This window comes from Microcoleus sp., assembly GCF_041354475.1.
Classification (GTDB): domain Bacteria; phylum Cyanobacteriota; class Cyanobacteriia; order Cyanobacteriales; family Microcoleaceae; genus Microcoleus.
In genome coordinates, this window is sequence record NZ_JBGJZU010000033.1 from 26717 (window position 1) to 38809 (window position 12093).

Genomic DNA, 12093 nt, shown 5'->3' on the forward strand with positions numbered 1-12093 from the left:
TCTTACGGAGCCGAACGTGAATTTGGGTAATTTTGCGGGGATCTGCTTAAATAGTAGGGGACAATCAGGCGACTTGAGAAAAATTCAAGAGTTTTGAGTTGTCAATACTTTATAATTACCAAATTGTCAAGAGGTAGATGGCTAGTTTTGCATCAGTGTCAGAAACAGAGTTAGGGCACAGGCGCCAACAGTTGCAGCGGCTTCGTCGCGCTCGATTGGCGACTGTGGTGTGGCAACTGCTGGCTGCCAGTGGGATGGCTGGGGGTCTAGTGTGGTGGATAGCCCAGCCGACTTGGTTGATTGCTCGATCGGAACAAGTGAAGGTGGAGGGGAATCATTGGCTTTCGGACAAGGCAGTCCGGTCTTTGATGCCACTTTCTTACCCCCAGTCTCTGTGGGGGATTCAACCACAAGCCCTAGCTTCTAAACTTGAAGCCACCGGCCCGATCGCCAAAGCCAAGGTGACTCGCAACCTATTTCCGCCAAGTTTGACCGTAGAAGTGGCAGAACGGCTGCCAGTGGCAGTGGCCCAACCGAGGGCGGTGACTACCGCTGGCAGGGACAAGCAAAAAGTAGGGTGGCTGGATGCTAGGGGAGGTTGGATGCCCTTTGACAGCTATACTACTGACAAACAATCCCAAAGTAGCTCCCTGGGCAACAACAGTCAGGAAACACAGTCTCAGCGTTCTTTGCCAAGTTTAAAAGTCATCGGAGACTGGGAAGTCTATCGCGCCGAATGGCCGGAGTTTTACCAAGGGTTCAGCACTTTGGCGTTGAAAGTGTTTGAAATAGACTGGCAAGACCCGAATAACTTGATCCTGAAAACAGAGATTGGAACTGTACACCTAGGCCCCCATAGTTCCAGAACCATGGAGCAACTGAAAGTTTTAGACCGGATGCGACAATTGCCAAAACAGCTAGATGCAAGCAAAATAGCCTACATTGACTTGAAAAATCCGGCTTTTCCCGTCGTCCACCGAACCTCCATCCTCCGCAGTTGGTGAAAACTCAAGTCCCTCACCAACTCGCCTGCAGAATTAAGCTTCACCATCGCCCTGCTGAGACAGCCCCAGGGAGAAGTCAAGCAAAAATAATCAATCGAAAGATTTCGATCGATTTAACTCTCGGCTAGTTGCTAGGCCAAATCCAGGCTTGTGAATATTGAGCCTTGCTTGCGCTAGTTTTTTGCGCAACTTAGCCTATAGTTGATTGTAAATTAGTGCTTAGCTAACAAGCTGTAAAGTTCATACTCCTAGGATCTCTACTGACCACAAAGGCGCGCGCTAACCATACCGGAGAAATCCGACCGGGAGAAATCCCCAAATGAAACGCCCTACCGAGGCGGTCTTTTGAGAATAATATCGGTAGTCTCTATCCTGCAATCCCAGCAGGTATGCCAAGGAGTTTCACCACTTTTGAGGCGCAACGGTTCCCTCACCGACCACAGGAATAGTTATGTCACCCTTACCATGCTTTCCTTTTCCTCTCACCGCCGCTCGGCTGAGCGCTCACGTCGAAGCCAAACTGAGTAAAGCATTGGCGGGAGTCTCCAAGGAGGAAGAGAGATGACCCTGAATCCTAGACAGGGGTCTGGCGAAGACAGTCCCCCTTCCGAAGAAGTCAAAAATTTTCCGGTGGCTTACGATTCCACCAATCCATTTAGACGCAAGTCTGGTTATGTAAATGTAGATAGTATTGATATCGATCCTATGGTCAATCCCAAAGAAATCATGCCCAGTAGTGCAGCCAAAATCAAAGTAATTGGCGTCGGCGGGGGTGGGGGCAATGCCGTTAACCGCATGATTGCTAGCGAGGTTTCGGGCGTAGAATTTTGGTGCGTGAATACCGATTCCCAAGCTCTAGTTCTCTCCAACGCACCCAAACGCTTGCAAGTAGGACAAAAGCTGACGCGCGGTTTGGGTGCCGGAGGCAATCCTGCCATCGGTCAAAAGGCTGCTGAGGAATCTCGCGACGAAGTTGCCAATGCGTTAAATCACGCTGATTTGGTGTTTATCACCGCAGGTATGGGCGGCGGTACGGGTACGGGCGCGGCACCGATTGTGGCTGAGGTTGCTAAGGAAATGGGCGCTTTGACTGTGGGGATAGTCACCCGACCTTTTACTTTTGAGGGGCGGCGTCGTACCAGTCAAGCTGAGGAAGGCATCGCAGAGTTGAAAAGCCGAGTTGATACCCTGATCGTGATTCCCAACGATAAGCTGTTGTCGGTGATTTCCGAACAAATGCCTGTGCAAGAGGCTTTTCGAGTTGCTGACGATATCCTGCGCCAAGGGGTTCAGGGTATTTCTGATATTATTACTATTCCAGGTTTGGTAAACGTTGACTTTGCTGACGTGCGGGCTGTCATGGCTGATGCAGGTTCGGCGCTGATGGGTATTGGCGTGGGTTCTGGCAAGTCGCGGGCTAGGGAAGCGGCGATGCAGGCGATTTCTTCGCCGTTGCTGGAAGCTTCTTCTATAGAGGGCGCTAGAGGTGTAGTGTTTAACATTACTGGCGGTACTGATATGACCTTGCACGAGGTCAATGCGGCGGCCGAAACCATTTACGAGGTGGTCGATCCCAATGCCAATATTATATTTGGCGCGGTGATTGACGAGCGGCTTCAGGGCGAAATTAAGATTACTGTGATCGCTACTGGTTTTTCGGGGGAAATTCCCGCGCAGCAGCCGGTGAGTAGGACGCAAAATGCTAATGCTCCTTGGCGGGCTGCTACTGTTCAGGTGGCTCCGGCTCAATCGACGCCTGACCCGAAACAGCAACAGGATTCGGCATTGGATATTCCGGCTTTTTTGCGCAAGCGACTGCCACCAAGATGATTTGGGATTTGGGATTTGGGATTTGAGATTGAATCTTAAATCTTAAATCTTAAATCTTAAATTTCTAGGGTTTGACCTGGTTCGGGTTCGAGAAATTGGGTTGTAAGTCCTGAATTTGTCAGTAAGTCCCGAAATTCGGCGATGCTGCCGATCGATCGCACCAACATTGGTAAAATACCCGTGGCTCGGATGTCTCCCATAGTTGTAGGTAGGAAAAACCTAGGCTTTAGGGCTTGGGCGAGGCTCAGGGCACCCGATGGCCCGATGATGATTTGTCCGAGGAAGGGGAAAATTTGACCGATGACAGGGGCGATCGCTACGTCTACTGTCTCTATTTTTTGTTTAACTTTTTCTAAGTTTGGTAAGTGTGGTTCGTAGTAGAGTGTTTCGCCACTGGTTAAGTCTTTGAGCAAATAACCGTTTTCTTCCTGTCCCGGCTGGATTTCAGCTCCGGGAACTGCGGTTATTTGTAACTTTTCTTGATAATTAAATTCTTGCCAATTTGCTAAAGATGTGATATTTGTATAGCCTAAACTGCTGAGAACTTTGGCGGCGGTGGGAGATGCGATCGCAGGAATTGTGCGATCGAGCCGTTCGAGAGTAGGTTTGTGGCAGTGGTCGTCTAATCCTTGGGAAATCAACAACAAGTCGATGGGCGGTAAGGTGTCGGGAGTGAAAGCAACAGGCGTGTTGTGGTAGGCAGTGAACAGCCAGGGTTGACCGTAAAATACGAGGGGATCGACCAGCCAGGGATCGACCAGGATAGTTTTGTCTGCTAGGTGAAAAATCCAAGAATTGAGGTCAATTCGGGTGAGTTTCATGGCTGTTTTAAATAATACTTTACAATTCTTTCAATCATAGCAATTTAGTTGCGATTTTAAGAGGGGGCAGAGCCAGACCATCCCATCTAGAAAGGGAAGCAACCGAAAATCAGTCTGGGATGCTCTAGGAATAAATCATCGTAACGGGCTAGAATTTATACACTAACAAGATGCCCTACGGCTCTTGTAGGGCGATGGATTTTAAATTTTAAATTTTAGATTTTAGATTTTAGATTTTAGGATAAATCCCAGGGATAAATCTGGGGAGTTCTTATGGGATATAAAGCCTGGGGTTTATAGGAGAATTTTCAATGAGCGATTGTGAAAAAACTAAAGAACAACTTATGGATGAATTAGAAGCATTGCGAGCGGAATTAGCGACTCTCAAAAGCCTGAGATCGCCTCACGAACAGCATAAACTCATAGTGGATGATGCCGCTTGCGATCGGCAAATCAGTTTACCTGAGTTACTGAATGCCCTCCAAAAGCTAATCCACGAACAAACATCCTACCTGAACAATATTAACGCTCACCTCCATGAAGAAATCGCAGAGCGTAAACTGCTAGAAAAAAAACTAGCCTACTCGGAAAATAAAATTAGGTCTATATTGGAAGCGATGACTGACGTGATCCTGATCGTGAATCTCCAAGGTGAGGATCTAAACAGTATCGAAATTGCTCCCATGAATAATCAAGCCCTTGATGCTGTCCGTAGTGAGATAGTGAATCAGACGATTAATCGCTTTTTTCAAGAATCATTGAATAGCGATTGGCTGCAACGAGTGCGACAAGTAGCGACAAGTAGAAAAACCGATCGCTTAGACTACTCTGTGTCTGTAGGAAGTCAGTTGTTATGGTTTTCAGCAATGATTTCTCCCATCAATGAGACAGCGGTAACTTGGGTGGCAAGAGATATTAGCGAGCGTAAACTAGCAGAAGCAAAGCTCCAACAACTTAATACAGAACTAGAACAAAGAATTTTAGAACGCACCATCGCTTTACGACAGAGCGAAGCCCATTTACAAGAAGCACAAAAATTTGCAAAATTAGGGAGTTGGGAATTTGATGTATTCACAAACCAAGTTATTTGGTCTCCTGAAATATATCAAATCTATGGACTCGATACCCAGGATGCAGAATTCACTCCTGAACAAGTCTGGCACAAATTTTCTCCAGAGGATCGAGAACGTCTTAAGAATCATCTAAAAAATGCTATTCAGTGCCGACAATCCTATGCAACTGACTTAAAATTTATGCGGGCAGATGGTTCTTGTGGTTATATTTTTGCAAAAGGAGAACCTATTTGTAATGAGAGGGGAGAAGTTGTAAGAATTGTTGGCATTATGATAGATATCACCGAACGCAAACAATCAGAAATTATGCTGATTAATGCGGAGAAACGTTGGAAATTTGTTTTTGATAACGTGCAATTAGTGGTGGTGGAATTTGACATTAATGGTGTGATTAAGTATATCAATCCTTTTTTTTTAAATCTAACAGATTATACCGAAGCAGAAGTTTTAGGTCTGCCATGGCTGGAAACCTTTGTGCCTCGTGCTGATTGGCAACAATTTGAAAATGTGTTTTCAGAAAAATTAGGTTCTCAGAATCATTATTATTATGAAAATCGAATTTTAACAAAAGCAGGAATAGAAAGATTTATTGTTTGGAATAATACAGTTTTGAAAAATTCAGCCGGAAACACGATCGGTATTTTCAGTATTGGTGAAGATATTACCGAGCGGAAACGGATTGAAGAGGCACTACGAGAAAGTGAAGAGAGTTTACAGATAGCTCAGCGGGTGGCTCATGTTGGGAGTTGGGATTATAATATTTCCACGAACAAAATTAAATGGTCAGAAGAAATGTTTAGGATTTTTGGTAGAGATTTAGTCCAATCAGAACCAAGTTATCAAGAGTTTTTACAAATAATTTATTTAGAAGACCGCGAAAAATTAGACCGCCTGGTCACGCAGGCGATAGTGACAGGAGAACCCTATGAAATAGAGCATAGAATAATCCGTAAAGATGGTTCAATTAGATATTTACTGGGACGGGGAGAAGCACAACTAGATGCCGAAGGTAATACGATTGGACTCTATGGAACGGCACTAGATATTACCGAGCGCAAAGCAACGGAAACTGCTTTGCAAGAGTCAAAACAACAATACCAAACGCTTGTTGAAAATTCTCCCAATATTATAGAACGCTTCGATACGGAATTACGACATCTTTATGTCAGCCCGTCCTTGACAAAAATCACTGGGATTTCAGCGGAGGTATTTTTGGGGAAAACTTGTCGTGAATTGGGATTCCCAGAAGCGATGATTAATACTTGGGAAACTGCGGCGGAGACTTTGTTGACAACAGGGAAAAAACAGACTATTGAGTTTGAGACACTAACACTCAATGGCACCCGTTCCTTTGAGATGGAAATGGCTCCTGAACTGACAAGTCAAGGTATAATTGAGTCAATTGTCTGCATTTCTAGGGATGTCACCGATCGCAAACAAGCTGAAAAAGCACTGCGGGATAGCCAGCATTTGATTCAGAGAATTACAGACACTAATCCCAATCTCCTGTATATTTACGACTTGCTCGAAGAACGCAATATTTATGCAAATCGTTCGGTAGCGGAAATGCTGGGCTATGGTACTGAAACTATTAAGTTGATGGGAGCCAATTTGTTGCCCACGATTTGTCATCCAGAGGATTTACCCATGGTATATGAGGCGATGCAAAAGTGCGCTACCCTCAAAGATAATGAGTTTGTGGAAATCGATTATCGTGTCAGAAATGCTCGGGGTGAATGGCGGTGGCTGCACAGCCGAGATACAGTATTTATGAGAACTGCTAACGGTGAGGTTAAACAAACTTTTGGTACTTCAGCAGATATTACCGATCGCAAACTTGCAGAAGAAACTCTTCAAAGAGTTAATCAAGAATTGCAAGAACGAGTTGCCGAACTCAAGCAAAGAAATGCTGAGATGTTTCTGCTCAATGGGATTGGCGATTACTTACAATCTTGTTTAACAGTGGCGGAAGCTTGCGCTACAATCGGCACCCTATCCCAACCCTTATTTCCTGAAAGTGGTGGGGCTATTTTTATGATGACCAACTCGCGGGATCTGTTAGAAATGGTAACATCCTGGGGGAATCCGCTGTATTCTGAAACCATATTTGTTCCCAAGGATTGTTGGGCTCTGCGACGGGGGAGACTGCATTGGATTGGTGACGAGCGACACGATCTATTCTGCAACCATATTGACCACCAACATCCCCCTGTAGAGTCTCTTTGTATGCCGATGATTGCCCAAGGGGAGACCATAGGGTTACTGTATTTGTGTGCTTCAAAACCACATCAAATGACTGAAAATAGGCAACTATTAGCACGGAGAGTAGCAGAACAGTTGGGATTGGCGATCGCCAATATTACCCTTAGAGAAAAATTAGTCAATCAAAGCATCCGCGATGCTCTAACAGGCTTGTTCAATCGCCGCTATCTGGAAGAATTTCTCACTAAAGAAATCGCTAGAGCAGACCGCAATCAATATAGTGTGGGTATGATCATGCTCGATCTCGATCGCTTCAGGGAATTTAATAACACCTTGGGTCATGATGCAGGAGATTTAGTGTTGAAAGAAATCGGTAAACTGCTAAATAATATGATTAGAGCTTCCGATGTTGCTTGTCGCTATGGTGGTGAAGAAATGACCATAATTTTGCCAGAAGCTTCTCTGGAAGGGACTTATCAAAAAGCCGAAGAAATCAGAAAGGCGATCGAAAAATTACAACTCAATTATCAAGGAAAAAAGATGACATCTATAACCGCTTCGTTGGGAGTAGCCTCCTACCCCGATCGAGGTAAGACTGGTTTTGCGGTGATTCAGGCTGCGGATGCTGCGCTGTATCGAGCCAAGGCTGCTGGACGCAATCAGGTGATTGTTGCCGATCGATAAGCCTGGAAGATAAATCTAACATACTCCTGTTTAGAGCCTGACTCAAAATAATCTACCAAAGTCACCTAGCAAATAGACAAACTGATACAATCGTGATGAGTAAATTAATTAAGGAGATGCTAGATATGGAAAAAACAAATACTATTTCTGATGTTCATGGGACAAAAGCTGTCATTTTATTGGCAGAGGATAATGAAGCAAATATTGAAACTTTTTGTTCGTATCTGAGTGCTTTTGGCTATGAAATTATTATCGCCAATAATGGTAAGGAAGCGATCGAAATTGCTACCACAGCCACTCTTGACTTAATTCTCATGGATATTCAAATGCCAATTATGGATGGTTTTGAAGCTATCTTAACCTTGCGTAAAGAACCAAAATTAGATAGAGTTCCTATTGTGGCACTCACAGCCCTAGCACTGGTAGGCGATCGCGAGAGATGTTTGGCTGCTGGTGCTAATGAATATTTGTCTAAACCAGTTAAAATGAAATTATTAGTAACTACTATCCGAGAATTGTTAGGAGAAATTTAAACGGGGATTGGCTAGTGTTGTCAGCTAATTTTTGTGGGTTTGCTTTCCTGGGCGAAAACATTAGGTATGTTCAGGGATTTTCAAAGCTGGTTGTCGATACGAGCGATAAATTTTTCCCAGTAGGAGTCAAATAAATCATGGTAAGTGAAAAATCTCGGATTCCTGTAGCTTTGACGATCGCAGGTTCTGATAGTGGCGGTGGGGCTGGGATTCAGGCGGATTTGCGGACTTTTGCCTTTCATTGCGTGCACGGTACGAGTGCTTTGACTTGCGTTACTGCTCAAAATACGTTGGGGGTGACGCGGGTGGATGCTTTGTCTGCTGAGGCTGTCATCGCTCAAATTCAGGCGGTGGTTGGGGATATTGGGGTGGATGCTGTGAAGACTGGGATGCTGTTAAACCGCGAAATTATGGCGGCGGTAGCTTCCGAGGTGGAGAGTTTTCAGATCCAGAATTTGGTTGTCGATCCGGTAATGGTATCCCGATCGGGCGATCGATTGATTGACGATGAGGCGATCGCCTATTTGCAAAATATTTTGATTCCCATGGCTGCTGTGGTGACTCCCAATCGGTTTGAGGCGACTATTTTGAGCAATTTAGAGATTAATTCTGTGGATGATATGCGATCGGCGGCCCAGAAAATTCATAGTTTAGGGGCGAAGGCGGTGTTGGTGAAAGGTGGGGGGATGAAAGGGGAGTTACGGGGAGTTGATGTTTGGTTTGATGGTAGGGGCTCCGAGGTTTTAAAGGCCGAGACTGTTGATACTCAGAATACTCACGGGACAGGATGTACTTTAAGTGCTGCGATCGCCGCCAATCTAGCATTAGGCAAAGATTTATTCACAGCAGTTACCTTCGCTAAACATTATGTGACCCATGCTCTCCAATATGCTTTAGATATTGGAGAAGGTCAAGGTCCAGTAGGTCATTTTTTCCCGCTGTTGAAGTCAGAAGTCTCTCCACAGTCTACAATCAGTTAATTTCTTAATTTTTCTGGCGATAGGGCGATCGCAATTAAATTTTCTATTTTTTTAATATTCGGATCGCCAGCTAAATAACCGATCCCACGGTGCAAGTGGAGGCGAAACTGTTTAGCGAGAGTATCTTTTTCTGTACCTAAGTTGTCATTGTGACAGCGCTGCTTCAGAGCAATTATCAAGATATCAGCCATGTCGCCACCAAAAACATCCCAACTTAATTCGACATTGCTGTCGCTAGGAATCGGTACGGGAGATGGGATGCTCGGCTCGGCTAGCGATCGGCAAAAACCCCACCGACATAGGATGTTCCACTGGTCAATTTTGGTTGCTCGTTTCAGTTTTGATAGTTGGTCTTTCCCTGTTTGGGAGAGGCGGATGCGATCGACTGGTGGTTCCATAGGTTGATGATTTTTTGATATGTTGTATGATTGTTAATATTGAGCCGGCACAGCCTCTAGATAGGCTTTTCAAAAGGGTGCATCTCAATGAGTGCAAATATCTTCGTAGGGGCGAAGCATGACCGCTGTAAATCTCTGGTTATCACTAATAAATTGTCTGCGGTCATGCTTCGCCTATGCAAAGTCGGGATGCTCCCTTTCAAAACTCAGGTTGTCAACTAAAATTCACCACAAAAATTTACCACAAAATTTACCACAAAATTTACATTTTTTTACACGGCGCTAGGTTGATATATACGGGGTTTTCTGCTATTGTGATTATATAAGGATAAATCCTAAATAATGGGATGGTGGCAAAAATAAAATTTTCGCAACCATCCCATTATTCTATATATAGTACCGCAACCCCAGGGCAAAGTCAAGGGGTTGCGTCTATTTTTTAGGGCGAATTTTTATGTCCAAAAGTAACCAGTTTCGACGGTGGTTTGGCGTTTGGCGGAATCATATTTGAGGATGTAGCTGTGGGCGATCGCCTCTAATTCTTGCAGCTTATCATATTCTGTTTTGCCAATTTCTGTATCTGTTGATAGTAGGATGACTTGGTGGCTGGCTGAGGGGAAATAGCGTTCGACTAGGTTGTTGCGATGGGAGGAGTCGAGGCGGCCTAGGGGAGTGTCGATGGCGACTGGTAATTGTCTCCCGGATACCCTGGCTAATCCCCACAAAAAGGCGATCGCCAGCAGTTGTTTTTCTCCTGCTGACAGTCGGTGTTTCGGTACTTGTTTCCCTTCGGTGTCGTAGATGGAAAGGCTAAAGGTTTGGGTATCTATGGCTACTCTATGTACCAAGTCGGTTTTGTGCAGCAGGTAACGGAAACATTCGGTGATTTCTACTTCGAGTTTATTGAGCTTTTTGAGGGTGAGTTTTTCTTTGAATTGTTTGAGGGTGGCTTGGGCTTTGGCGATGGATGCGATGATGTGTTGGCTGTTTCTGATGGTGATGTATTCGCTGCTGTAGTTTTCTAATTCTTTTTTGGCTTGGGTTAATTCCCTGTCTAATTCTTCGATGTAGCGGTTAACCGATTCCAAGTCGGCGGCTGCATTAGCCACTGCTTGTTGCGTGTTTTTTACCTCTATTTCTAGTTGTTTGTAGGCTTCGGGAGAAGCTGCGGTGGCTAATTGTCTGTCTGTAAAGTCGATTTCTGTTTCGATATTTTGGATTTTTTCTATTGTTTCAGTGGCTGTGGTTTGCTGGAATTGGATTTGGTAGTTGAGGATATTTTCTAGTTGCTGGATGTTGTCATCATCCGCAGCTAACCAGGGCGGGGTATCGGAGCCAATTTGCTGTTCTAGTTGTCTATTTTCTTGGTGGATGAAGTCTTGTATTTTGTCTAGTTGTTCGGGGTTCAATGAAATTTCAGCGATGTAGTTGAGGAGACGATCGCTTTTTTCTTTGATAATATTTTGGGCAATTTTGGCTCGCTGCTGGCTGGCTTCTGTTTCTGCTTGGGTTTTGGCTTGGCTGAGTAGGGGGGAAATTAGGGCTAAGGGGAGGGTATTTGATGCTAGTTCAATCATCGCTTCACGGGATTTTTCAGCAGCAGCTCTGTAGTCGTTTAGTTGTCTGTCTAGTTGGCTGCGATCGGCTGCGATTTTCCCACCTTCGTAAATAAACTTATCTGATGCTTGTTGCTGATTTTTTTGAGCTTGCTCTAACTTGTTTTTTAAGTTAGCTGCATCTTGCTCGGTATCGGTCTTTTTATCAGTAATTTTATTTAATTTTTCTTCAATTTGTTCTAAAGCTGCCAAGTCTTTTTTGCCGGACATTTCTTTACGTTTGCGGCTGGCTAATATTTCTAAGTCAACGGCGAGGCGTTCGGCTAATTCTAAACCTAAAAGAGATTTAATTGCGCCCACTACAAATTCTGGTGGAGTTTCGAGTTCCGCTAGTTCTTTTACTTGTTCGCCATCAAAAAGAAACAGGTTAGATATGCCGACTGGTAGCATGGTTTCGATGTATTCATCCCAGGTGTTGCTCAGGGCTTTGTCTGCCCACCAATCGGTAACAAATTCGCTATATATGAGAATACTTAGGTTGTCTTTTGTATCGGTTTTTTTCCAGTATCTAACTATTTTAAATTTGGTTAATTTGTCATCTTGAATTTGTTCAAATATTAATTCAACCCTGGTATCGTCTAAGGGTGGAGTGTGGCGATTGACTGATTGATTGAGGAAGTCGCTGTAGCTTAAATTGCCTCTGGTGGAACATTGAGCTCTGCCGCCGTAGAGGGCGAGGCGAATTGCATCCATGAGGGTAGTTTTGCCACCGCCATTCATGCCCCCAAATAGGACTATGGGGCATGGATTACCGTCTTTTTCGGGGCGGAGATTGATGGTTTGAGTGCCTGCATAGGGACCGAAGTTTTTGAGGACGAGTTCGAGGAATTGCATTGTAGATGTTGTTGAGATGGGTGGAGAATTCTAAGTGCGATCGGCAGTCTCAAATGACGCAAGTCCTAATGATATCATTTTGTATAGGGGCAATCGCCGCTTAACGATCGCTCAGATG

Annotated in this window: 8 protein-coding genes; 5 read left to right on the forward strand and 3 right to left on the reverse strand. The window is 44.6% G+C overall.

Annotation, left to right across the window (positions count from 1 at the left end; genetic code table 11):
- The first annotated feature begins 137 nt into the window (after positions 1-137).
- Positions 138-1004 carry a cell division protein FtsQ/DivIB gene (locus tag ACBR23_RS14300; protein ID WP_371116740.1) on the forward strand — a complete coding sequence of 289 codons (867 nt, stop codon included), beginning with the start codon at positions 138-140 and terminating at the stop codon, positions 1002-1004.
- A 561-nt stretch (positions 1005-1565) separates the two neighbouring features.
- Complete coding sequence (gene ftsZ, locus ACBR23_RS14305) at positions 1566-2834, forward strand: cell division protein FtsZ (RefSeq protein ID WP_341734918.1); 1269 nt, start codon at positions 1566-1568, stop codon at positions 2832-2834.
- Positions 2835-2890: 56 nt separating this feature from the next.
- Here the strand turns inward: ftsZ and ACBR23_RS14310 are convergent, their stop codons facing one another.
- Entirely contained in the window at positions 2891-3655 is a 765-nt protein-coding gene (locus ACBR23_RS14310; protein WP_341736660.1) for an MBL fold metallo-hydrolase, read from the reverse strand.
- Between the two features lie 311 nt (positions 3656-3966).
- On the opposite strand from ACBR23_RS14310, the gene ACBR23_RS14315 reads away from it, so the two are divergent.
- The 3 genes from ACBR23_RS14315 to thiD all read left to right on the forward strand — a co-directional run bounded on the left by ACBR23_RS14315 (position 3967) and on the right by thiD (position 9127).
- Entirely contained in the window at positions 3967-7614 is a 3648-nt protein-coding gene (locus ACBR23_RS14315) for a PAS domain S-box protein (RefSeq protein WP_371120175.1), read from the forward strand.
- A gap of 125 nt (positions 7615-7739) precedes the next feature.
- On the forward strand, positions 7740-8147 hold the full coding sequence (locus tag ACBR23_RS14320) for a response regulator (protein WP_341736662.1): 408 nt from the start codon (positions 7740-7742) through the stop codon (positions 8145-8147).
- Positions 8148-8284: 137 nt separating this feature from the next.
- The gene (thiD, locus tag ACBR23_RS14325; protein WP_341736663.1) at positions 8285-9127 is read left to right on the forward strand and encodes a bifunctional hydroxymethylpyrimidine kinase/phosphomethylpyrimidine kinase; all 843 of its coding nucleotides are present in this window, start codon (positions 8285-8287) and stop codon (positions 9125-9127) included.
- Here thiD and dndE read toward each other — a convergent pair.
- Together dndE and dndD are read right to left on the reverse strand one after the other, a co-directional pair.
- A complete protein-coding gene (dndE, locus tag ACBR23_RS14330; RefSeq protein WP_341734347.1) occupies positions 9124-9525 on the reverse strand; it encodes a DNA sulfur modification protein DndE in 402 nt (133 codons plus the stop codon). The two genes, thiD and dndE, sit on opposite strands and share 4 nt — an antisense overlap.
- Before the next feature lie 452 nt (positions 9526-9977).
- Complete coding sequence (gene dndD / locus ACBR23_RS14335) at positions 9978-11975, reverse strand: DNA sulfur modification protein DndD (RefSeq protein ID WP_371116738.1); 1998 nt, start codon at positions 11973-11975, stop codon at positions 9978-9980.
- Between the last annotated feature and the right edge of the window lie 118 nt (positions 11976-12093).

What these genes read in the sequence shown, in the direction of transcription:
- ACBR23_RS14300 (WP_371116740.1), top strand. Translation starts at nt 138, where the DNA reads ATGGCTAGTTTTGCATCAGTGTCAGAAACAGAGTTAGGGCACAGGCGC.
- ftsZ (WP_341734918.1), top strand. Translation starts at nt 1,566, where the DNA reads ATGACCCTGAATCCTAGACAGGGGTCTGGCGAAGACAGTCCCCCTTCC.
- ACBR23_RS14310 (WP_341736660.1), bottom strand. Translation starts at nt 3,655, where the DNA reads ATGAAACTCACCCGAATTGACCTCAATTCTTGGATTTTTCACCTAGCA.
- ACBR23_RS14315 (WP_371120175.1), top strand. Translation starts at nt 3,967, where the DNA reads ATGAGCGATTGTGAAAAAACTAAAGAACAACTTATGGATGAATTAGAA.
- ACBR23_RS14320 (WP_341736662.1), top strand. Translation starts at nt 7,740, where the DNA reads ATGGAAAAAACAAATACTATTTCTGATGTTCATGGGACAAAAGCTGTC.
- thiD (WP_341736663.1), top strand. Translation starts at nt 8,285, where the DNA reads ATGGTAAGTGAAAAATCTCGGATTCCTGTAGCTTTGACGATCGCAGGT.
- dndE (WP_341734347.1), bottom strand. Translation starts at nt 9,525, where the DNA reads ATGGAACCACCAGTCGATCGCATCCGCCTCTCCCAAACAGGGAAAGAC.
- dndD (WP_371116738.1), bottom strand. Translation starts at nt 11,975, where the DNA reads ATGCAATTCCTCGAACTCGTCCTCAAAAACTTCGGTCCCTATGCAGGC.